The organism is Streptomyces xanthophaeus, assembly GCF_030440515.1.
GTDB classification, from domain to species: Bacteria; Actinomycetota; Actinomycetes; order Streptomycetales; family Streptomycetaceae; genus Streptomyces; species Streptomyces kutzneri.
Window position 1 is genome coordinate 2,600,887 of sequence record NZ_CP076543.1, and the last position, 21,104, is coordinate 2,621,990.

The window sequence follows — 21,104 nt, forward strand, 5'->3', positions numbered from 1 at the left end:
CTCAGCATGCGGGCAGACCCTGCGGGGGCGGCCCCCGGCCGAACGGGCCCGGGGCTCGGATCGCGCCTGACCCGTCGCGATATGACCGGCCGTGTGGTCCCGCTGCTCCGGACGGCCGACCCCTGCGGCACGGCCCCCTGCCCTTGCGCCCGCCCTGTGCTCGGGTGGCCCCTGCGGACCGGCCGTTCCCGTCGTGCCGCTCCGTGTCCCACGGCGCCGAGCAGCTGTGCGCAGCCGGCCGTCCCTTCGGAGGAGAACGCGATGAACCCCCTACGCACACGGTGCGCGGTCGCACTGGGCACGCTGCTCGCTTCGGTGGCCATCGGCTCCCTCGCGCCCCCGTCCGCCGCCTCGCAGCCGCGCGAACTGGTGGTCCCCTCGGCCGCCTACCCGACCGTCCAGTCCGCGGTCGACGCCGCGCACCCCCGCGACCGCATCGCGCTGCGCCCCGGTGTCTACCGGGAGCAGGTGGTGATCGGCAAGGACCTCACCATCACGGGGGCGGGGGCCGGGAAGACGACCATCCTCGCTCCCGAGCACCTGGTGACGGGCTCCGACGGGCTCAACTCGATCGTGTCCCTCGACAACGCGGCGTCCGTGACGATCTCCCGCCTCGCGGTGAGCGGACCGGGGTCCGGCACCTGCGACGCGGGGGCCCTCGGAGCCGGCATCCGGGTCCTGGGCGGAGCGCACCTGGAGCTGAGCCACGCGGCGGTGTCCCACATCAAGGACACCCCCATGGCCCCGTGCTTCCGGAGCGCCAATTCCATCCTCATCGGGGACTTTCCCACCGGTACCGGGTCGGCGACCGTCCGGGATTCCAGGATCACCGACTATCAGGGCTCCGGCATCGTCGTCCTCGGCGCGGACTCCAAGGCCACGCTGCTCCGCAACGTCGTCACCGGCCAGAAGACCATCTCCACCGACGGGATCGAGTTCGTCGAGGCGACCGGCAGGGTCGAGAAGAACACGGTGAGCGACAACGCGTGCCGCGAGCCGGATCCGGAGTGCGGCCCCGACTTCTTCACCGAGTTTCAGCACGCCGGCATCCTGGCCAACACCGGGGTCGTGGTCACCAAGAACCGGCTCGTCGGCAACCAGCTCGGCATCTACGGGTTCGGCACGATGGAGACCAGCCACAACAGCCTCGTCGACAGCACGTACTTCGGGCTGGCCCTCCAGGACGGGACGTTCACCGCGGTCCGGGACACCGTCCGCGGCGGCGGGGGCGGGGTCGCGGTCATCGCCTCGACCGTCGACACCACCGCACGGCTGGACCAAGTGCGGATCACGAACGTCTCGGGAGACCGGATCCGGAAGTTCGAGTGCTGCGGGTTCACGGCGACGGTGACCACCACCCGGCGCTGAGCCGGTCCCGCGGAGACGGCCTAGGAGCGTGGGGAGAGGGTCTCCGTCAGGAATTCCCTCACGTGGGTGAGGATCGCCGTGCGGTCCAGCGTCGGCAGTCCCACCGCCAGCTGGATGCTGAATCCGTCGAGCAGGGCACGGACCCGGGTCGCCACGCGCTCGGCGTCCACCGGGCGGAACTCCCCGCGCGAGATGCCCTCGGCGAGCAGCGCGACCAGGTCGCGGTGCCAGGCTCCCTCGATGGCAGCCTGCCGGTCGCGCTCCTGGGGACCGGCGTTCTGGGAGCGGTTCCAGACCTCCAGCCACAGCGTCCAGTGCGGGTCCCGGGCGCGGGTGGGGACGTACAGGTCCACGTACGCCTGCAGGCGCTCGCTCACCGGACCGCGGCGGGCGAGCAGGGCCCGCCGCTCGCCGCCCAGTTCCGCCTCGCTCCACTCCAGGGTCTGCAGCAGGAGCTCGTCCTTGCTCCGGAAGTAGTAGAGGAGGTGGCCGCTGCTCATGCCGACCTCGCGGCCCAGTCCGGCCATGGTCAGGCCTTCCAGCCCGCGCTCGGCGATCGTGGCCATGGCGGCGACGAGTACGTCCTCGCGCGGGGGCGCGTTCTTGCGCGCCGCCCGTACCGGCACTCCACCCGCCACCATGGGCCCACTCCTCGTCCGTGTCCCGAAGGTCAGACCTTCGGCTGCTGCTGGGTGATGCAGTGGATACCGCCACCCCCGGCGAAAATCGTACGTGCGTCAACGAGGGTCACGGTCCGCCCGGGGAACAGTCCGCGGAAGATCTCGGCGGCCTCCTCGTCGCGCGGGTCGTCGAACGCGCACAGCACGACACCGCCGTTGCACAGGTAGTGGTTGATGTACGAGTAGTCCACCCACTCCCCGTCCTCCTCCAGCACGGTCGGCGCCGGGACCTCCACGACCTCCAGCCGCCGGCCGCGGGCGTCGGTGGACGCGCGCAGGATGGCCGCGATGGTCTTGCAGCGCTCGTGGTCCGGGTGGGCCGGGTCGGGCTGGGTGTGGACCATGACGACGCCGGGGCGGGCGAAGGCGGCGACGATGTCGACGTGGCCCTGGGTGCCGTAGGTGCCGTAGTCGCCGGCCAGGCCGTACGGCAGCCAGATCGCCTTGGTGGTGCCGAGGTGGGCGTGGATCTCGGCCTCGACCTGCTGGCGGGTCCAGCCGGGGTTGCGGCCCTCGCCCAGCTGGACGGTGTCGGTGAGGAGCACGGTGCCCTCGCCGTCGACGTGGATGGCGCCGCCCTCGTTGACGAGCTCGGTGCTGTACGTGCGGGTGCCGGCCACGTCCGAGACGTGCCGGGCGATCTTCGAGTCGTGGTCCCAGCGGGCCCACTCCTGGGCGCCCCAGCCGTTGAAGGTCCAGTCGACGGCGGCGAGCTCGCCGGCGTCGTTGGTGACGAAGGTCGGGCCGATGTCGCGCATCCAGGCGTCGTCGAGCTCCTGCTCGACCAGCTGTACGTCGTCGCCGACGATCGCGCGGGCGCTGTCCGCGTCGCCGGGTGAGACCACGAGGGTCACCGGCTCGTACGCGCGGACCGCGCGGGCGACGGCGCCCCAGGCCGCGCGGGCCTCGGCGAGCTCCTGCTCGTTGGTGAAGGTCGGGTTGGGGCTGGGCCAGGCCATCCAGGTGCGCTCGTGGGGCGTCCACTCGGCGGGCATCCGGAATCCGGCGTCGACCGGCTTGGCGGGGTGATGGGCGGTCATGGCAGGCAGGTCCTTACGGGCTGTGCTGACTTACAGGAAGTACAGGCGGTTGAGGGAGACCGATTCGGCGGCTTCGGAGCGCAGCGGTTCCCCGTCGAGGGAGACCAGTCCGCTGCGCGCGTCCACATTGACCGCGCCCACCCGGGAGTTGAGCAGGAGGTCCTTGGGGCCGATCCCCCGGGTTCCACGGACGGCGACGCGGCGCCTGCGGGTCGGCATCTCGTCGCTGCCGAGGGCTGCCGCCGCGGCGGAGACGAAGGCGACGGAGATGTCGGCGGCCGTGGCCCCGTACGAGCCGAACTGCGGGCCGAGGACGAGCGGTTCGCAGGTGTCGGTGGCGGCGTTCGGGTCGCCGGTGACGCCGTAGGCGGGGAAGCCGGACTTCAGCACCATCTGCGGCTTGGCGCCGAAGAACTGCGGGCGCCAGAGCACGATGTCGGCGAGCTTGCCGACTTCGATGGAGCCGATCTCGTGGGCGAGTCCGTGGGCGATGGCCGGGTTGATGGTCAGCTTGGCCATGTACCGCAGGACGCGGGCGTTGTCGTCGCCCTCGCCGTCGCCCGCGAGCGGTCCGAGCTCGCCCTTCATCTTGGCGGCCATGGCGAAGGTGCGGCGGATGGTCTCGCCGGCCCGGCCCATGCCCTGGGCGTCGGAGGAGGTGATGCCGATCGCGCCCAGGTCGTGGAGGACGTCCTCGGCTCCCATCGTCCCGGCCCGGATGCGGTCGCGGGCCATGGCCGCGTCGCCGGGCAGGTCGGGCTTGAGGTCGTGGACGGAGACGATCATGCCGTAGTGCTCGGCGACCGCGTCCCGGCCGAAGGGCAGCGTGGGATTGGTCGAGGAGCCGATCACGTTCGGCACGCCCGCCATCTTCAGGACGTTGGGGACGTGCCCGCCTCCGCAGCCCTCGATGTGAAAAGCATGGATGGTCCGGCCGTCCAGCACCCGCAGGGTGTCCTCGACGGAAAGGCACTCGTTCAGGCCGTCACTGTGCAGGGCCACCTGCACGTCATGCTCCTCGGCCACCCGCAGCGCCGTGTCCAGGGCCCGGGTGTGCGCGCCCATGTCCTCGTGCACCTTGAAGCCGGACGCGCCGCCCTCGGCGAGCGCCTCGACCAGCGGGGCGGCGTCGGAGGAGGAGCCGCGGGCGAGGAAGCCGATGTTGACGGCCAGGCGTCGAAGGCGTTGAAGGCGTGCTTCAGGGCCCACGGGGAGTTGACGCCGACGCCCCAGACGGGGCCGAACTCCTGGCCGATGATCGTGGTGACACCCGCGGCGAGGGAGGCTTCCATGATCCGCGGGGAGAGCAGGTGGACGTGGGTGTCGACGGCTCCGGCGGTGGCGATCAGGCCTTCGCCCGACACGATCGAGGTGCCGGTGCCGACGACCACGTCGACGCCGTCGAGGGTGTCGGGGTTGCCGGCCCGGCCGATCGCGTGGATCCGGCCCTCGCGGATACCGATCGACACCTTGCGGATACCGAGGACGGCGTCGATGACCAGCACGTTGCTGATCACCACGTCGCACGTCTCCCGGACGGCGGCGGCCTTCAGGTGCAGGCCGTCACGGGCCGTCTTGCCGAAGCCCGCCAGGAACTCGTCACCCGGCTTCTGCGCGTCGTGCTCCACCCGGACGGTCAGCCCGGAGTCACCGAGTCGCACCCGGTCCCCGGCACGGGGGCCGAACACCGACGCGTACTCGTGCGGATCGATGTGCCGGCTGCCCGGCGCACAGTGATCGCTGTGCGGGGTCTTCTTGCTCACGCCCGGTCTCCGTCCTCGTGTTCGGCGGTGACGCCGAGGTAGCCGCAGGCCGCCGCGCGGCGCAAAGCCTCGTCCTTGGCTCCGGGTGCATCCAGGGGGCCGTCGACCAGGCCGGCGAAGCCGATCGCGATCCGGTCCCCGCCGATGGGGACGAGGCCGACCTCGCCCTCGCCGTGGGGGTCGAACCGTACGGACGAGCCCGCCGGCACGCACAGCCGCATCCCGTAGGCCGCGGCCCGGTCGAAGTCGAGCCGCGGGTTCGCCTCGAAGAAGTGGAAGTGCGAGGTCACGCTCACCGGCACGGCCGCGGTGTTGCGCACGTGCAGGTGCAGGACCGGCTCCGGCTGGGGGGCGCCGGGCCCGGGAACGACCGCACCCGGCGCATCGTCGCCGAGCGGGACGGCTCCCTGGATGGGGGACGAAACCACCGCGAGGCGGGATCCGTCGTCGAAGACGGCCTCCACGTGCACCTCGGCGACCACGTCGGCGACACCCGGCAGGACATCGCCCGGGCCCAGCACGGTGCGGGCCTCCTCGATGGCCTCCGCGAGCCGCTTGCCGTCGCGCGCCGCCTCGCAGACCGTGTCCGCGATCAGCGCGGTGGCCTCCGGGACGTTCAGTTTCAGGCCACGGGCCCGCCGGGCCCTGGCCAGCTCCGCAGCGCTGCGGAGCAGCAGCCGGTCGCGCTCCGTAGGGGTCAGCCGCACGCCGATCCACCACCTCTTGAGTCGATGGGTTAGAGCATCACTCTAACTCTTCATTTCGAAGGAGGGAATCATTGACCTGAGGGCAGGCCTTGAGTCACATTGAGTGTCGCTCAAACAAAGCGCAACCACCCCCCGCCCTGCCAAGGGAGTCCCCCCATGCCCATCGAACAGCGCGGAGTCGACACCATCCCCGAGGACGAGCGGACGAGCGGTCCCCGTGACCTGATCTCGATCCTTCTCGGCTCCAACCTCTGCCTCGGTGTGATCGTCTTCGGCTGGCTGCCCCCGTCCTTCGGACTGGGCCTGTGGCCCTCGGTCACCGCCATCGTGACCGGCACGCTCGTCGGTATCGCCTTCACCGCGCCGCTGGCGCTCGTCTCCCTGCGCACCGCGACCAACCTCTCGACCTCCAGCGGCGCACAGTTCGGCGTCCGCGGCCGGCTCGTGGGCTCGGTGGTGGGTCTGCTGCTCTCGCTCGGCTACACCGCGCTCACCCTGTGGATCGGCGGCGACGTGATGGTGGGCGTCCTCTCGCGCCTCACCGGGCTTCCGGACACCGGTGCCACGCGTGGCGTGATGTACGGCGTACTCGCCGCGTGTACCGTCGTCGCGGCCGTCTTCGGCTACCGGCTGCTGCTGCGCATGAGCAAGATCCTGGCCATCGGCATGGTGGTGCTGCTGGCCGTCGGCGTCTTCGCCTACTCCGGGGACTTCACCACCGCCGCCCCGCCGGAGACCGCGTACCTGCTCGGCTCCTTCTGGCCGACCTGGATCCTGGCCGCCGTCGCCGCCGGGCTCAGCGGCCCGGTCGCCTTCATCACCCTGCTCGGCGACTACACCCGTTACATCTCCCCGCACCGGCACAGCTCCCGCAAGGTGCTCTGGGCCACCGGGTTCGGACTGCTCTTCGGCCTCCTGATCCCGCAGCTGTTCGGCACCTTCACGGCGCTCGCCGCCCGGGCCGGAGCCGAGTACGCCGGTCCGCTGGTGGCGGCCTCGCCCTTCTGGTACCTGATCCCGCTGCTCGCCGCTGCCGCGGCCGGCTCGGTCGGCAACGCCGGGCTGATGCTCTACTCGATGGGCCTCGACCTCGACGCCATCGTGCCCAGGGCCACCCGGACCACGGCCACCCTGGTCGCCGCGGCGGTCTCCACCGCCTTCGTCTTCATCGGCTCCTTCGAGTGGGACGTGCAGTCGGCAATGACCTCGTTCGTACTGGTGCTGACCGCGATCGGCACCCCTTGGGCCGTGATCACCCTCATCGGATACGTGCGCTGCCGCGGGCGTTACGACGCCGACGCGCTCCAGGTCTTCAACCGCCGCTCGGTGGGTGGGATCTACTGGTACCGCTCCGGCTGGAACGTCGCCGCCACGGCCTCCTGGGCCATCGGCGCGGGCATCGGCCTGCTCGCCGTGACCACCCCCTTCTACGAGGGCCCGCTGCTCGCCCTCACCGGCGGCGTGGACTGCTCCTTCGTCCTGTCCGGCCTGACGGGCGGCCTCGTGTACAGCGCCCTCACCGCCCGCCGCTCCCCCGCCCCGGTCCCGGCGGTCACCGCCGCCGAGGAGCCGGCGAACGCCTGAGGTCCCCCGTACGCGCGCAGGCCCGCGGCCCCGGACATTCCGGGGCGCGGGCCTGCGTACGTCAGGCATTTCCCGGCGGCCATGTCGCGCCGGAACATATCCCTGCCGCTCATTCCTGCCGATCTCCAATTCCTTCCCCTATATCGCGGCAGGCCCTTTCGGCCACAGGCCGGCCACCCGGCTGCGCACCCTCACCCTGACCGCGGCCGCACAGATGCTGCGTGCCACACTGGGGATCCCTACCGTCTGCGTACGTGCCTCGACCGGGCCGCGAACAAGGAGGCCCTGGTGGTCCTGGCATCGACAACGTCGGTGGTGACGAGCGGCACCCTGGTCGCCGCCGTGCCCGTGGCCCTCTTGGCCGGCGTCATCTCGTTCTTCTCGCCCTGCGTGCTGCCGCTCGTCCCGGGATACCTCGGCTACGTCACGGGCCTTTCCGCCTCCACCCTGAACCCTGAGGCACGTGAGGAAAAGCGGGGCCGGATGCTTCTGGGCGCGCTCCTCTTCGTACTCGGATTCTCGGCTCCATTTGTCACACAGGGCGCTTTCTTCGGCTACTTCGGCAGCACTCTTTCCGCATACAAGGACACGCTCGACATCATTCTGGGAAGCCTGACGATCCTGTTCGGGCTCGCCTTCATGGGATTCCTCCCGGGATTCACGCAGCGCGACTTCCGGATCCACCGGAAGCCCGGAGCCGGACTGCTCGGCGCACCGGTTCTCGGCTTCACGTTCGGACTCGGCTGGTCACCTTGCATGGGCCCGACCCTCGGAGCCGTGATGAGCCTGTCCATGGGGCAGGAGAGCCCGGGCCGGGGCGCACTCCTCGTGTCCTTCTTCTGCCTGGGCCTGGGCGTGCCCTTCATCCTCGCGGCCGTCGCCTTCCGCCGGTCGATGAAGGCATTCGGATGGGTCAAGCAGCACTACGCACTGGTGCTCAGGATCGGCGGAGGATTCCTCATCGCGGTGGGGGTGCTTCTCGTCACCGGGTTGTGGAGCGATTTCGTCTACCAGCTGCAGATCTGGCTGCCCGCCTCCAACGCGGTCGGGATCTGAGCGGGGGCGACGTCGCCCGCGCGTGTGTGACCGGCCCTGTGCGCCGCTTCACGTGAAAGCGCCTCCGACGGGGCGGGAACGAGGATCTCGACGGTCCTCGCTCTCGCCGGTCGGAGGCGCTTTTGGTTCCTGACCACCCGAGGGGCAGGGGGGACTAGCCCAGCGGGTGCATCCAGCCGTGGGTGTCGGCGCTGTGACCGGTCTGGAGCTCCAGCAGCGCCTTGCGCAGGCGCATGGTGACCTGGCCCGGCTCGCCGTCGCCCTGGGTCCAGTTGGCGCGCTCGGACTTGACCGAGCCGACCGGGGTGATGACGGCGGCGGTGCCGCAGGCGAACACCTCGGTGAGGGTGCCGTTCGCGTTGTCGCGCTGCCAGTCCTCGGTGGTCAGGCGGCCCTCCTCGGCGGTGTAGCCGAGGTCGCGGGCGATGGTGAGGAGGGAGTCGCGGGTGATGCCGGGAAGGAGCGAGCCGGTGAGCTCCGGGGTGACGATGCGGTCGCCGTACACGAAGTACAGGTTCATCCCGCCCATCTCCTCGATCCAGCGGTGCTCGACGGCGTCGAGCCAGACCACCTGGTCGCAGCCGTGCGAGGCCGCCTGGGCCTGCGCGACCAGCGAGGCCGCGTAGTTGCCGCCGGTCTTCGCGGCGCCGGTGCCGCCCTTGACCGCGCGGACGTAGTCCTCGGAGAGCCAGACGGAGACGGGCTTGACGCCACCGGGGAAGTAGGCGCCGGCGGGCGAGGCGATGACGATGAAGAGGAACTCGTTCGCCGGGCGGACACCGAGGCCGACCTCGGACGCGAACATGAAGGGCCGCAGGTAGAGGGAGGCCTCGCCGGAGTCCGGCACCCAGGCGCGGTCCTGCTTGATCAGCGCGTCGCAGGCCTCGATGAAGAGCTCGGTCGGCAGCTCCGGCATCGCCATGCGGCGCGCGGAGGACTGGAAGCGCGCCGCGTTGGCCTCGGGCCGGAAGGTGGCCACGGTGCCGTCGGGCTGGCGGTAGGCCTTGAGGCCCTCGAAGATCGTCTGCGCGTAGTGCAGCGTCATGTTCGCCGGGTCGATCGCGAGCGGCGCGTACGGGACCAGCTCGGCATCGTGCCAGCCGCGACCCTCGGTCCACTTGATCGTCACCATGTGGTCGGTGAAGTGGCGGCCGAAGCCGGGGCTGGCCAGGATCGCCTCGCGCTCCGCATCGGACAGCGGGTTCGAGGAGGGCTTGAGCTCGATCGTGGGCGTCGTCATGAGTGCTTGTCCTTCACCGGTTGTGTATGGCGGACCGCGCTCACGGCGTACTAGGACGTCCGAGCTTCCCCGCATTCCGCGGCCTCGCGTTCGATTATCGCGCGCGGGCAGGCTTCGGAGAAGCGGGGAGCGGCCCAGGGGAGATGGTGGCACCCGGGGCCGCGCAGGAGAAGCCGCCGGGTCCCATTGTGCCCCGGCGGCTTCCTGAGGTGGAGCTGCCGGGTCAGCCGGCTACGCGGGCGGCGAGGGCGTCGCCGATCGCGTCGGTGGAGCGGAAGGTTCCGTCGCGCTCCGCCAGGTCGGCGGAGACCGCGTCCTCGATGCGGACGGCCTGGGCCTCGTAGCCCAGGTGACGCAGCAGGAGGGCGACGGAGAGGATCGTCGCGGTCGGGTCGGCCTTGCCGGTGCCGGCGATGTCCGGGGCCGAGCCGTGGACGGGCTCGAACATGGACGGGAAGGCGCCGGTCGGGTTGATGTTCCCGGAGGCGGCGAGGCCGATCCCGCCGGTCACGGCGGCGGCCAGGTCGGTGAGGATGTCACCGAAGAGGTTGTCCGTGACGATGACGTCGAAGCGCTCGGGCTGGGTGACGAAGAAGATCGTCGCTGCGTCGACGTGCAGGTAGTCGGTGGTGACCTCGGGGTACTCCTGGCCGACCTTGTCGAAGATGTTCTTCCACATGTGGCCCGCGTACACGAGGACGTTGTTCTTGTGGACCAGCGTCAGCTTCTTGCGGGGGCGGGCGTTCGCCCGCTCGTACGCGTCACGGACGACGCGCTCGACGCCGTACGCGGTGTTGATGCTGACCTCGGTGGCCACCTCGGCGGGGGTGCCGGTGCGCAGGCTGCCGCCGTTGCCGGTGTACGGACCCTCGGTGCCCTCGCGGACCACGACGAAGTCGATCTCCGGGCGGCCGGCGAGCGGGGTGGCCGTGTTCGGGAACAGCTTCGACGGGCGCAGGTTGATGAAGTGGTCGAAGGCGAAGCGGAGCTTCAGCAGCAGACCGCGCTCCAGCACGCCGGACGGGACCGAGGGGTCGCCGATGGCACCGAGCAGGATCGCGTCGTGGTGCTTGAGGGCTTCGAGCTCCGCTTCCGGGAGGGTCTCACCGGTGCGGTGCCAGCGCTGGGCGCCGAGATCGTATTGCTTGGTCTCCAGCTTCACATCCTGGGGCAGGACCGCGGTAAGGACCTTGAGTCCCTGAGCCACGACTTCCTGGCCGATGCCATCACCGGGGATCACTGCGAGATTGATGCTGGTCGACATGACGGAACCGTACTCCGTGTCCCAGCCCTCAGACATTCCACGTCCACCATGTGGACGTATGTGGACGCAGAATGTCTCGGGCGGCGCAGGTCAGTGGCCGGTCGACCCGCCGTTGTCACGGCGGTCGAGGGCGCGCTGGAGAGCGGCGGCGGCGTTCTTGCGGTCGTCGGCCGAGGCGGAGGTGTGGCGGACGCGGCGGGTGGCGGTGGAAGCGGTCATGGTGATCGACTCCTTGAGATCACGGCGTGGCGGGGCCACGGATGAGGGGTTCCTTCAAGGCGCCGGCAGAGGCGGGGAGCGGTGCGCCGCAGGGGTTGCCTGCCAGGGGCGCGCGCTCTCGACCGCCATTCGCCTGATCGGCGAGACGTTCGGCTTCTACAAAGCTAGGCCAGGTCCCGTTGTATGTCTCGGCAATTACTCGGGCTTCCTACTATCTGAGACGCGCACTCCCCCGAAAAGCCTCGTCCGGAGGGTCCGTTTCAGCCCTTCTCGGAACGAAGTTCCCTGATCAGAGCACGTACGGCCAGAGTTGAGGCCGATTCCGCCGTAGTGACGTATCCCACCTGCCTCACCGGCCCCGCGGGGCCCAGATCGGTGATGTCCACCGCCTCGGTCGCCTCCCTCAGGGACAGCTCGGGCATGATCGCCATACCGAGCCCGCGGCCGACCATGGTCAGCACCATCGCGTCGTCCTCCGCCTTGACCGTCGCCCGCGGGATCCAGTCCTGGGCCCGCCACCAGGAGCGGGTGTAGGAACCGCAGTTCTCGTCCCAGTCCATCAGCGGCAGGCCCTTCGGGTCCGGGTGCCCGGCCGGGTGGACCAGCCGGTACGCCTCCTGCGCCAGCACCCCGGTCAGCAGGCCGGGGGTCACGTCGTGCGAGCCGCCCAGCGTGGCGATGCCCAGGTCGGCCCGGCCCGCCGCCACCTCCCCCGCCGCGCCGGCGCCGATCTCGCGCACCACGCGTACCTCGGGGCGGATCCCCGGGTACCGGGCCGTCAGCCGCTCCAGCGCGGGCGGCAGCAGGTGCAGGGCCGCACTGCGGAACGCGGCGATCCGCAGCACCCCCTCCACCGTGCCGGGGCCCGCGCCGGAACCTGCGCCCCGGACCTCCGCGCCGAGGACCTCGTACATCCGCAGGATCCGGCGGGCGAGGGCGACGGCCCGCTCCCCCGCCGGGGTGGGGGTGGCCCCGGCGCGGCCGCGCTCGAAGAGCACCGCTCCGAGCTTCGCCTCGCTGCCGCGCACCGAGTGGGAGACGGCCGACTGGGTGAGGCCGAGCGCGGCCGCGGCGGCGGAGAAGCCGCCGTTGTCGCAGACGGCGGCCAGGATCCTCAGCTCCTGGGGCAGCAGGTCGGTCACGGGGGCTCACACCTCGTTCTATGAACGGCATTCATGGATCTGCGGGTTCCATGAGCGCAACCCCCTGCCCGGGCCGGCCATTCCTTCCTAGCGTCGGGCCCATGACCACGAACACCGCTTACGCCGTCCACCAGATCGCCCGCCCCACCGGCTTCCCCACCGCCGGGGACTTCACCTACGCCGCCTCCCCGGTCCCGGATCCGGCGCCCGGCACCGCGCTCGTCGAGAACCTCCTGCTCTCGGTGGACCCGTACCACCGGGGGATGATGGACGGCGGCGAGGGCGGCTTCGAGCTGAACACCCCCCTGGAGGGCCGCTCGGTGGGCAGGGTGCTCGCCTCCCGCGACCCGGGGCTGCGCGAGGGCGACCTGGTCTTCCACCGCGCGGGCTGGCGGACCCACGCCCTGGTCACCCTCGGCGTGGACGGGACGCGCAAGCTGCGGGGCCACGACGGCGTCCCGCTGGAGGCCTACCTCTCCATCCTGGGCGGCACCGGCCTGACCGCGTACGCGGCCCTCACCCGGACGGCGGCCCTGCGCAGCGGCGAGGACCTCTTCGTCTCCGCCGCCGCGGGCGGGGTCGGCACGGCCACCGGCCACATCGCCCGGCTGCTGGGCGCCCGGCGGATCATCGGCAGCGCGGGCTCGGCGGCCAAGGTCCGCCACCTCACCGGCGTACTCGGCTTCGACGCCGCCTTCGACTACCACGACGGGCCGGTCGGCGAGCAGCTCGCGCAGGCCGCCCCGGACGGGATCGACGTCTACGTGGACAACGTCGGCGGGGACCACCTGGAGGGGGCGATCGACGCGCTGCGCGAGTACGGGCGGGTCGCCTGGGTGGGTGCGATCTCGATGTACAACGGGGACCGCTCGCCGGCCGCACCCCGCAACCTCTTCGAGGTCGTACACAAGTCCCTTCGCCTGGAAGGTGTATTGGTTCGCAATCACACCAATCTGCAGGAGGAGTTGGAGGACTTCCTCGTCCCTCATCTGCGCAGCGGCCGGATCGGTACCGACACCACCGTTGTCCAGGGCTTTGACCGGACGGTGGAGGCCTTCCTGGGCATGCTCCGCGGGGATAACCTCGGCAAGATGCTGATCCGGATCGACGGCTGATTCCAGCCACCCTTATGTTCACCGATTTCTTACCGCACGGATGTAGACCTTTGATGCGGGCGCCGCCACTCTTGCCGTCGATGTGCCGCCGGGGCACTTGAGTTGGAGGCGAGAAGCCAGTGACACCGATCAGCCGCAGAGGTTTCGTGGGAATCGGCGCCGGGCTCGTGGCGGGCGCCACCCTGCCCGCGGTCACACCGACGACGGCGGCCGCGGCCGCCGCGACCGGCACCATCACCGATGTGAAGCACGTGGTGATCCTGATGCAGGAGAACCGCAGCTTCGACCACTACTTCGGCAGGCTGAAGGGCGTCCGCGGGTTCGGCGACCGCGCCGCCGGCAACATCCCGGGCGGCTGGGGCATGTTCAACCAGCCCAACTGGGGCGGCCGTCAGTACCCGTGGAAGCTGTCCGCCACCCCGCCGGCGGGGGGCGCGGACAGCGCGACCCTGGCCCAGTGCACCGGCGACCTCCCGCACAGCTGGACCTCGCAGCACGCCGCCTGGAACAAGGGCCGGATGGACAACTGGGTCACCGGCGTCGGCAATGTCCGCACCCTCGGCCACCTGGACCGCGGGGACATCCCCTTCCACTACGGCCTCGCCGACAGCTACACGATCTGCGACGCGTACTTCTGCTCCGCCCTCAGCGCGACCGGCCCGAACCGCACCTTCCTGTGGAGCGGCAAGATCGACGCCACCAGCAAGGACGGCGGCGACGAGTCCGGACTGACCTGGGAGACGTACGCGGAGGCCCTCCAGCGGGCAGGCATGACCTGGAAGGTCTACCAGAACGCCCAGGACAACTACGGCGACAACGGTCTCGCCTACTTCAAGAACTTCACCGACGCGGCCCCCGGAAGCCCGCTGTGGGACCGGGGCATGAGCTCGGTCCCCAAGGTCACCGGCTCCACCCCGGACGACATCGCGGCCGCGATACGCGCCGACGTCGTCGCGGGCACCCTCCCCCAGGTGTCCTGGGTCGTCGCGAACGAGGCCTTCTCGGAGCACCCCTACGCCCCGCCCGGCGACGGCGCCCACTTCGTGGACCTGGTCTACCGCGCCCTCGCCGCGAACCCCGAGGTCTTCGACTCCACCGTCCTGTTCCTCAACTACGACGAGAACGACGGATTCTTCGACCACGTCCCGCCGCCGGTCGCCCCGCCCGGCACCCCCGGCGAGTACCTCGACGGCCTCCCGATCGGCCTCGGCTTCCGGGTCCCGATGATCGTGATGTCGCCCTGGACCCGCGGCGGCTGGGTGAGCTCGGAGGTCTTCGACCACACCTCGGTGCTGCGGTTCATGGAGAAGTGGACGGCCGCCCTCGGCACCCCCGCCACCTGTCCGAACATCAGCGCCTGGCGCCGCAAGGTGGTCGGCGACCTGACCGGCGTCTTCGACTTCGCGCACCCGGTCTACGGGGTCCCCGCTGGCCTCCCCTCCACCGCCAAGGTGATCGGCCAGGCGACCTGCGCCCCGCTCCCCAACCCGGCGCCGCAGGACAACGCCCTCCCGGCGCAGGAGCCCGGCACCCGCCCGGCGCGGGCCCTGCCGTACCAGGCGAACGGCAACCTGGACCGCTTCGAGTTCGGGCCGGCCGGCCAGATCACGGCCTGGTTCTCGATGGCCAACCAGGGCTCCGAGGCGAAGCGGGCGGCGCACTTCTCGATCCACCCGCACCAGCACCGGGACACGACGGCCTGGCAGTACACCGTCGACCCGGGCGGCACCGGCAGCGACTACTTCCACATCGGCCTCGGCCACGGCTCCGGCAAGTACGACATCTCGATGCACGGGCCGAACCGCTTCCTGCGCCGCTTCATCGGCGACGCGTCGAAGCCGGGCAAGGACATCGAGGTGGCGGCCCGCTTCGCGATCGAGCCGGGCACCGGCAAGCAGGCGGTCTACTTCAAGATGAAGAACTCCTCCGGCTCCCCCGTCACCTTCACGATCCGCGCGAACGCCTACCGCACGGACGGCCCGTGGACCTACACGGTCCCGGCGAACTCCTCGCGCGAGGACTTCTTCAACGCCGTCGCCTACAGCAAGGGCTGGTACGACTTCACGATCCTGGCCGACTCCGACGGCACCTGGTCGCGCCGCTACACGGGCCACATCGAAACGGGCGCGCCCAGCATCTCCGGCTCGTAGCGCCCCGGGCGCGCCCCGGGAGACGGCCTAGAGCACGTCCCCGTCCCGCCAGTCGAAGTCGAGCCGCCCGGCCGGGTCCAGCCTGGTCCCGCCGGGCGGCGCCCACACGTACGTGGACCCCTCCTCCTCGGGAAGCCTGACCGGGCCGTAGGGCGAGAGGGCCCCCACCTCGCCCGGCCACACCGCCCAGCCGCGGCCGAGGTAGAGCCCGGCCCCGTCCTGCGACGCCGACAGCGCGCCCAGCACGTAGGCCCCCGAAACGACCTCCTCCAGCCGGGCCATGACCTGCCCGCCGAGGCCGCGGCGGCGCGCGTCGGCCCGTACGGCCACGGCCTCGACGTACCCGGTGCGCAGGGCCCGCCCCCGGTGCACGACCCGCCGCATGACCACGCTGCCGTGCGCGACGAGGTCCCCGCCCGCGTCCCGGACCAGCGCGTGCATCCCGCCGAGGGCGTGCTCGAAGTCCTCGTCGGCGAAGTCACCGTCGAAGGCCCCGTCGAGCAGGGCGCGGATCTCGCGGAGCTCCGTACCGGTCAGCTCCGCCGTGTGGCGTACGAGGTTCTCCATCGGGCGACCGTATCAACGCGCACCGGCGGCCCGGGGGCGGCCGCGAAAGGCCGGAAACAGCCGGGGGGTCCGGAACCCGGAGTGCTGCCGGGCCCGGGCCGTCCGTGTCGCCCGTGGCCGCGCCCGGGCGGGCGCGCACCGGGCCTGCGGGGCCCTGCGGGCCCGGTGGTCCACCCCGGCCGCGTCGGCGCCGCCCAGTCCGCCGAAGGTACGCGCGGTGGGCGGGGGCAAGGTGGTCCACCCTCGGCCGGCGCTCCCGGACGGCCGCCGGAGCGGGGGCCCCGGCGCTGAGCGTCATTGCCGCCGGGTCCACCGGGCCCCAGGTCACCTCGGTGGAGGAGGGCGTTCCGCAGGAGGAATCGACCGGTGATCACCGTCTCCGAAATCGCCTGAATCCTTGTATACCGGGCCTCAGGGCCGCGTACGGCCCTGGCGGCGGGCGGCACGGCGGCGTGAAGATCTGCTCCATGTCGCCTGAGACCACACCTGAGACCGCCTCCGGGACCGCTCCTGAGACCAGGCAGTGGACGCCCACCCACGGTGATCCGTACCGCCCGGTCGCCTACCGCCCCGAGCGGATGCCGCAGCCTGAATCCCTCGCGCGTGCCGCCAGTTTGCGGGCCCGGATGGACGAGCGACGGACCGTACGCCACTTCTCCCCCGACCCGGTGCCCGAGCAGGTGGTCCGGGACGCCATCGCCTGCGCCGCGACCGCCCCCTCCGGGGCGCACCAGCAGCCGTGGACCTTCGTCCTGGTCAGGAATCCGGCCGTCCGGCAGCAGATCCGCGCGGCCGCCGAGCAGGAGGAGCAGCTGTCCTACGACGGCCGGCTGGGCGACGAATGGCTCGCCGCCCTGCGCCCCATCGGCACGGACGCCGTGAAGACCCACCTCACGGACGCCCCGGCGCTGATCGTGGTCTTCCAGCAGCGCTACTGGCTCGGCCCGGACGGCACCAAGCGCAAGCACTACTACGTCGACGAGTCGGTCGGCATCGCGGTCGGCATGCTCCTGTCCGCCCTCCACCTGTCCGGCCTGGCGGCGCTGATCCACACCCCCAGCCCCATGCGCTTCCTCAGCCACGTCCTGGACCGCCCGGAGAACGAGAAGGCCTTCGCCGTCATCCCGGTGGGCTACCCGGCGGACGACTGCGAGGTCCCGGACCTCCTGCGCAAGTCCCTGGACCAGGTCATCGTGGAGGTGTGACGGCCTCCCCGGCGGGCGGCTCCCCGGCGGGCGGCTCCGGGGCGGGCCCGGACTGCCCGCCGCCCAGCGCTTCCGCGAGCCGCATCCCGATCCGCACCCGGTCCTCGGACGTTGCGGCGTCCATGGCGGCCCGTACCTGCCGCAGGATCAGCCAGTCCCGCACCACCTTGGCGACCCCGAGCACGGCCGCGGTGACCAGCGCCGCGGTCAGCATGCGCCCGCCCTCGCGCCGAGCGCCGGCGGCACCAGCCCGCAGGGCCCCTTCCGCACGATGACCGCCGCGTCACCGAAGGCCAGGCGCCGGCTGCCGCTCCGGGACCGGCCGTCCTGGCCGGAGGTGAGCCCGCTGCGGCGCAGCCGCCGGGCCAGGTCGTCCACCTCGACGGAGCAGCACCACTCGATGAACACCTCCCGGTCGCCGCGGCTGTAGGTGTTCGCCCAGCCGTGTGCCGAGCCCGTCGCGTTGACCAGCGCGGGCCGCCGGATCAGCCGGCTGAGCAGCAGGTCCCGGTCGGGGTCCGGCTCCCTCGTCCCGGCGTGCCAGGTGGCCTCGTCCGGATGCATGCGGTCGCGGTGGTGCCACCAGATGTGCTCCTCGCAGGCCGGCTCGTCGAGGTAGCCGGCCCAGTCCGGATCGGGGTGGACGAGCACGACGGAGGCGTTGCGGCGCAGACTGCGCAGCCGCACCCGGCTGCCCTCCCGTACCGGCCGCAGCCCCGGCAGCCCGTGCCCCATCCGGTACGAGTCGATGCGGGGCAGCAGCACGGACAGCACTCTGCTGCCCATCGCCGGATGCACCCAGAATTCCGCGCCCTCGGGGCGCGGTACGGCGCGGACCAGTCCGAGGACGGCCCCGCCGAGCTGCTCGTGGCGCAGCCCGTTCGCGAGGTTCACCAGCAGTTCGGCCTCAAGGGCCCGCTGGTCCGCCCCTTCGGCGTCGGGCACCGGCAGGGTGCGGCTGATCAGGCCGTCGGCGGCCCACTGCATGCAGGTGTGGTGCGGGAGGCCCGTCGCTTCGCGGCAGATCGTGGCGACGCGGTGGCGGTTGTCGGTGCGGTTGGACATACGTCTCCCCGGCTGCGCCCCGGCTCGGCAGCGTAGAGGTGTGCGTATCTCCCAGTGGTGTGGCCCCGCCCCGTACGGGAACTCGTCAGAGCCCTGCGCTCCCCCGGGAAGCCGGGCCCGGGTGCTGGAGCGTGTCGCCGTACACGACAACTGCATTCAGGCTAGCAGGAGTTGACGGAGGGGGAAATGGATACCGCCCCCGCTCCGGACTTGGGGGTGCCGGAGCGGGGGCGGGGTCACTGGGGGCCGGGATCAGCCCATGTGGGGGTACGCGTAGTCGGTCGGCGCGACCAGCGTCTCCTTGATGGAGCGCGTCGAGGTCCAGCGCTGCAGGTTGCTCGCCGCGCCCGCCTTGTCGTTCGTACCCGAGGCGCGGCCACCGCCGAAGGGCTGCTGGCCGACGACGGCGCCGGTGGACTTGTCGTTGATGTAGAAGTTGCCCGCCGCGAAGCGGAGCTTCTCCATCGCGTCCGCGGCCGCGTACCGGTCCGCCGCGATGATCGAGCCGGTCAGCGCGTACGCCGAGACGGACTCCATCTGCGCCAGCATCGCGTCGAAGTCGGCGTCCTCGTAGACGTGGATCGCCAGGATCGGGCCGAAGTACTCGGTCGTGAAGACCTCGTTCTCCGGGTCGGTGCACGCGATGACGGTCGGGCGGACGAAGTAGCCCTCCGAGTCGTCGTAGGTGCCACCGGCGATGATCTCGCAGGTCGGGTCGGCGATGGCGCGGTCGATCGCGGCCTTGTTCTTCGCGAAGGAACGCTCGTCGATGACGGCGCCGATGAAGTTGGTCAGGTCGCGGACGTCACCCATGGTGATGCCGTCGACCTCGGCCGCGAAGGCCTCCTTGAAGCCGTCGTTCCAGATGGAGGCCGGGACGTAGGCGCGCGAGGACGCCGAGCACTTCTGGCCCTGGAACTCGAAGGAACCGCGGGTCAGGGCGGTCTTCAGGACGGCGCGGTCCGCGGACGGGTGCGCGACGACGAAGTCCTTGCCACCGGTCTCGCCGACCAGGCGCGGGTAGGACTTGTACTTCTCGATGTTGTTGCCGACCGTCTTCCACAGGTACTGGAAGGTCTTGGTCGAGCCGGTGAAGTGGATGCCGGCCAGCTCGGGGTGGTTCAGGGCCACCTCCGACACCGCGATGCCGTCGCCGGTCACCAGGTTGATGACGCCCTTGGGCAGGCCGGCCTCCTCCAGGAGCTCCATGAGGAGGATCGCGGAGTGGGTCTGCGTCGGGGACGGCTTCCACAGGACCACGTTGCCCATGAGGGCGGGGGCGGTCGGCAGGTTGCCCGCGATGGCCGTGAAGTTGAACGGCGTGATCGCGTAGACGAAGCCTTCGAGCGGGCGGTGGTCGCTGCGGTTCCACACGCCGGCGGAGTTCGCGACCGGCTGCTCGGCCAGGATCTGGCGGGCGAAGTGGACGTTGAAGCGCCAGAAGTCGACGAGCTCGCACGGGGTGTCGATCTCGGCCTGCTGCGCGGTCTTCGACTGGCCCAGCATGGTGGAGGCGGCGAGCTTCTCGCGCCACGGACCGGACAGCAGCTCGGCGGCGCGCAGGATGATCGCGGCGCGGTCGTCGAAGGACATCGAGCGCCAGGCCGGGGCGGCGGCGAGGGCGGCGTCGATGGCCTCCTGCGCGTCGGCCTCGGTGGCGTTGGCGTAGGTGCCGAGCACCGACTTGTGGTCGTGCGGCTGGACCACGTCGAAGCGCTCGCCGCCGCCCATCCGCTTGACGCCGTCGATCGTCATCGGAAGGTCGATCGGGTTCTCGGACAGCTGCTTGAGCTGCGCTTCGAGCCGCGTGCGCTCCGGGGTGCCCGGGGCGTACGAGTGGACCGGCTCGTTGACCGGCGCGGGGACCTGGGTCACAGCATCCATGGGGCTGGTAACTCCTTGAGCTAGTGGGGTGCCTAGTTCTTGGTGATCATCGAGCGGACGAAGAAGAGCAGGTTGGCCGGCTTCTCCGCGAGGCGGCGCATGAAGTAGCCGTACCAGTCCGTCCCGTACGCGGTGTAGACGCGCATCCGGTGGCCCTCGGCGGCGAGCCGCAGGTGCTCCTCGCTGCGGATGCCGTACAGCATCTGGAATTCGTACTCGTCCAGCTTGCGCCCGGCCTTGCGCGCGAGCTCCTGGCCGATGGCGATGAGGCGCGGGTCGTGGGACCCGATCATCGGGTAGCCCTCGCCGTCCATGAGGATCTTCAGGATCCGGACGTACGCCTTGTCGATCTCCGCCTTGTCCAGGTAGGCGACCTCGGCGGGCTCCTTGTAGGCGCCCTTCACGATGCGGACGCGGCTGCCGGCGGCGGCCAGGCGGCGGGCGTCGGCCTCCGTGCGGAAGAGGTACGCCTGGATCACGCAGCCGGTCTGCGGGAAGTCCCGGCGCAGCTCCTCGTGGATGGCGAACATCGAGTCGAGGGTGGTGTGGTCCTCGGCGTCCAGCGTCACGGTGGTACCGATGGCGGCCGCGGCCTCGACGACCGGGCGGACGTTGGCGAGCGCCAGCTCGTGGCCGCCCTCCAGGGCCTGGCCGAACATCGACAGCTTGACGGACATCTCGGCCTTCTCGCCGAGACCGAGCTCCGCGAGGCGCTCGATGAGCTGGAGGTAGGCGTCCCGGGCGGCGTAGGACTGCTCGACCGCGGTGATGTCCTCGCCGACGACGTCGAGGGTCACCTCGAGCCCGGCCTGCGTGAGCTCCTCGACGATCGGGATGACCTGATCGACGGTCTCGCCGGGGATGAACCGATTCACCACGGGCTTGGTCACCGGGGCGGCGGAGACGATACGACGCATCTTGTCGCTGCGCGAAGCGGCGAGGATCACGGGACCCAGCACGGGGGCACCTCCAGCGGGTGGCAGAAGAAAAGCGCAAGTGAAACCACCGTGAAACCTAAGGATCGCTTCGATCCTCTGCCATCGACAGCTGTCACG

The 21,104-nt window shown here is 71.1% G+C and carries 18 protein-coding genes and 1 pseudogene; 6 read left to right on the plus strand and 13 right to left on the minus strand.

Going from position 1 to position 21,104, the window contains the following annotated elements; translation table 11 throughout:
- Window positions 1-261 precede the first annotated feature (261 nt).
- Window positions 262-1,368 carry a right-handed parallel beta-helix repeat-containing protein gene (locus KO717_RS10995; protein ID WP_301366305.1) on the plus strand — a complete coding sequence of 369 codons (1,107 nt, stop codon included), beginning with the start codon at window positions 262-264 and terminating at the stop codon, window positions 1,366-1,368.
- Window positions 1,369-1,388: 20 nt separating this feature from the next.
- Here the strand turns inward: KO717_RS10995 and KO717_RS11000 are convergent, their stop codons facing one another.
- The 4 genes and pseudogenes from KO717_RS11000 to ureA all read right to left on the minus strand — a co-directional run bounded on the left by KO717_RS11000 (window position 1,389) and on the right by ureA (window position 5,558).
- Window positions 1,389-2,009, minus strand: coding sequence for a TetR/AcrR family transcriptional regulator (locus KO717_RS11000; protein WP_301366306.1), 621 nt, complete (start codon window positions 2,007-2,009; stop codon window positions 1,389-1,391).
- Window positions 2,010-2,038: 29 nt separating this feature from the next.
- Window positions 2,039-3,088, minus strand: coding sequence for an agmatine deiminase family protein (locus KO717_RS11005; RefSeq protein WP_301366307.1), 1,050 nt, complete (start codon window positions 3,086-3,088; stop codon window positions 2,039-2,041).
- A gap of 30 nt (window positions 3,089-3,118) precedes the next feature.
- A pseudogene (locus tag KO717_RS11010) lies at window positions 3,119-4,800 on the minus strand (urease subunit alpha).
- A 47-nt stretch (window positions 4,801-4,847) separates the two neighbouring features.
- Window positions 4,848-5,558, minus strand: a complete 711-nt coding sequence (ureA, locus tag KO717_RS11015) for an urease subunit gamma (RefSeq protein WP_301366308.1) — start codon at window positions 5,556-5,558, stop codon at window positions 4,848-4,850.
- A 156-nt stretch (window positions 5,559-5,714) separates the two neighbouring features.
- Here ureA and KO717_RS11020 point away from each other — a divergent pair, with 156 nt between their 5' ends.
- A complete protein-coding gene (locus KO717_RS11020; RefSeq protein ID WP_301366309.1) occupies window positions 5,715-7,142 on the plus strand; it encodes a cytosine permease in 1,428 nt (475 codons plus the stop codon).
- Between the two features lie 285 nt (window positions 7,143-7,427).
- Window positions 7,428-8,198, plus strand: a complete 771-nt coding sequence (locus KO717_RS11025; protein WP_301374463.1) for a cytochrome c biogenesis CcdA family protein — start codon at window positions 7,428-7,430, stop codon at window positions 8,196-8,198.
- Window positions 8,199-8,352: 154 nt separating this feature from the next.
- On the opposite strand, the gene KO717_RS11030 is transcribed toward KO717_RS11025, so the two are convergent.
- From KO717_RS11030 to KO717_RS11045, 4 genes are all read right to left on the minus strand, one after another.
- Window positions 8,353-9,438 carry a branched-chain amino acid aminotransferase gene (locus KO717_RS11030; protein ID WP_052872307.1) on the minus strand — a complete coding sequence of 362 codons (1,086 nt, stop codon included), beginning with the start codon at window positions 9,436-9,438 and terminating at the stop codon, window positions 8,353-8,355.
- Between the two features lie 223 nt (window positions 9,439-9,661).
- On the minus strand, window positions 9,662-10,702 hold the full coding sequence (locus KO717_RS11035; RefSeq protein WP_301366310.1) for a 3-isopropylmalate dehydrogenase: 1,041 nt from the start codon (window positions 10,700-10,702) through the stop codon (window positions 9,662-9,664).
- 90 nt (window positions 10,703-10,792) lie between these two features.
- A complete protein-coding gene (locus KO717_RS11040; RefSeq protein WP_266379422.1) occupies window positions 10,793-10,921 on the minus strand; it encodes a hypothetical protein in 129 nt (42 codons plus the stop codon).
- Window positions 10,922-11,181: 260 nt separating this feature from the next.
- On the minus strand, window positions 11,182-12,063 hold the full coding sequence (locus KO717_RS11045) for a LysR family transcriptional regulator (protein ID WP_301366311.1): 882 nt from the start codon (window positions 12,061-12,063) through the stop codon (window positions 11,182-11,184).
- A 101-nt stretch (window positions 12,064-12,164) separates the two neighbouring features.
- Between KO717_RS11045 and KO717_RS11050 the strand changes: the two genes are divergently transcribed.
- Together KO717_RS11050 and KO717_RS11055 are read left to right on the plus strand one after the other, a co-directional pair.
- A complete protein-coding gene (locus tag KO717_RS11050; RefSeq protein WP_301366312.1) occupies window positions 12,165-13,178 on the plus strand; it encodes an NADP-dependent oxidoreductase in 1,014 nt (337 codons plus the stop codon).
- Window positions 13,179-13,297: 119 nt separating this feature from the next.
- On the plus strand, window positions 13,298-15,328 hold the full coding sequence (locus tag KO717_RS11055) for a phosphocholine-specific phospholipase C (RefSeq protein WP_301366313.1): 2,031 nt from the start codon (window positions 13,298-13,300) through the stop codon (window positions 15,326-15,328).
- Between the two features lie 27 nt (window positions 15,329-15,355).
- On the opposite strand, the gene KO717_RS11060 is transcribed toward KO717_RS11055, so the two are convergent.
- Window positions 15,356-15,895 carry a GNAT family N-acetyltransferase gene (locus KO717_RS11060; protein ID WP_301366314.1) on the minus strand — a complete coding sequence of 180 codons (540 nt, stop codon included), beginning with the start codon at window positions 15,893-15,895 and terminating at the stop codon, window positions 15,356-15,358.
- A 467-nt stretch (window positions 15,896-16,362) separates the two neighbouring features.
- On the opposite strand from KO717_RS11060, the gene KO717_RS11065 reads away from it, so the two are divergent.
- Complete coding sequence (locus tag KO717_RS11065) at window positions 16,363-17,100, plus strand: nitroreductase family protein (RefSeq protein WP_301366315.1); 738 nt, start codon at window positions 16,363-16,365, stop codon at window positions 17,098-17,100.
- On the opposite strand, the gene KO717_RS11070 is transcribed toward KO717_RS11065, so the two are convergent.
- From KO717_RS11070 to KO717_RS11085, 4 genes are all read right to left on the minus strand, one after another.
- On the minus strand, window positions 17,084-17,314 hold the full coding sequence (locus KO717_RS11070) for a hypothetical protein (protein ID WP_301366316.1): 231 nt from the start codon (window positions 17,312-17,314) through the stop codon (window positions 17,084-17,086). The genes KO717_RS11065 and KO717_RS11070 overlap by 17 nt on opposite strands.
- Complete coding sequence (locus tag KO717_RS11075) at window positions 17,308-18,165, minus strand: hypothetical protein (protein WP_301366317.1); 858 nt, start codon at window positions 18,163-18,165, stop codon at window positions 17,308-17,310. Before KO717_RS11075 ends, KO717_RS11070 begins: the two co-directional genes overlap by 7 nt.
- Window positions 18,166-18,417: 252 nt before the next feature.
- The gene (gene pruA, locus KO717_RS11080) at window positions 18,418-20,049 is read right to left on the minus strand and encodes an L-glutamate gamma-semialdehyde dehydrogenase (protein ID WP_301366318.1); all 1,632 of its coding nucleotides are present in this window, start codon (window positions 20,047-20,049) and stop codon (window positions 18,418-18,420) included.
- Window positions 20,050-20,081: 32 nt separating this feature from the next.
- Window positions 20,082-21,008, minus strand: a complete 927-nt coding sequence (locus KO717_RS11085; protein ID WP_301366319.1) for a proline dehydrogenase family protein — start codon at window positions 21,006-21,008, stop codon at window positions 20,082-20,084.
- Window positions 21,009-21,104: the final 96 nt, after the last annotated feature.

Bases quoted from the DNA above. Each gene is read 5' to 3' on its own strand.
- KO717_RS10995 (WP_301366305.1), top strand. From the start codon at position 262: ATGAACCCCCTACGCACACGGTGCGCGGTCGCACTGGGCACGCTGCTC.
- KO717_RS11000 (WP_301366306.1), bottom strand. From the start codon at position 2,009: ATGGTGGCGGGTGGAGTGCCGGTACGGGCGGCGCGCAAGAACGCGCCC.
- KO717_RS11005 (WP_301366307.1), bottom strand. From the start codon at position 3,088: ATGACCGCCCATCACCCCGCCAAGCCGGTCGACGCCGGATTCCGGATG.
- KO717_RS11020 (WP_301366309.1), top strand. From the start codon at position 5,715: ATGCCCATCGAACAGCGCGGAGTCGACACCATCCCCGAGGACGAGCGG.
- KO717_RS11030 (WP_052872307.1), bottom strand. From the start codon at position 9,438: ATGACGACGCCCACGATCGAGCTCAAGCCCTCCTCGAACCCGCTGTCC.
- KO717_RS11035 (WP_301366310.1), bottom strand. From the start codon at position 10,702: ATGTCGACCAGCATCAATCTCGCAGTGATCCCCGGTGATGGCATCGGC.
- KO717_RS11040 (WP_266379422.1), bottom strand. From the start codon at position 10,921: ATGACCGCTTCCACCGCCACCCGCCGCGTCCGCCACACCTCCGCCTCG.
- KO717_RS11050 (WP_301366312.1), top strand. From the start codon at position 12,165: ATGACCACGAACACCGCTTACGCCGTCCACCAGATCGCCCGCCCCACC.
- KO717_RS11060 (WP_301366314.1), bottom strand. From the start codon at position 15,895: ATGGAGAACCTCGTACGCCACACGGCGGAGCTGACCGGTACGGAGCTC.
- KO717_RS11065 (WP_301366315.1), top strand. From the start codon at position 16,363: ATGTCGCCTGAGACCACACCTGAGACCGCCTCCGGGACCGCTCCTGAG.
- KO717_RS11070 (WP_301366316.1), bottom strand. From the start codon at position 17,314: ATGCTGACCGCGGCGCTGGTCACCGCGGCCGTGCTCGGGGTCGCCAAG.
- KO717_RS11075 (WP_301366317.1), bottom strand. From the start codon at position 18,165: ATGTCCAACCGCACCGACAACCGCCACCGCGTCGCCACGATCTGCCGC.
- pruA (WP_301366318.1), bottom strand. From the start codon at position 20,049: ATGGATGCTGTGACCCAGGTCCCCGCGCCGGTCAACGAGCCGGTCCAC.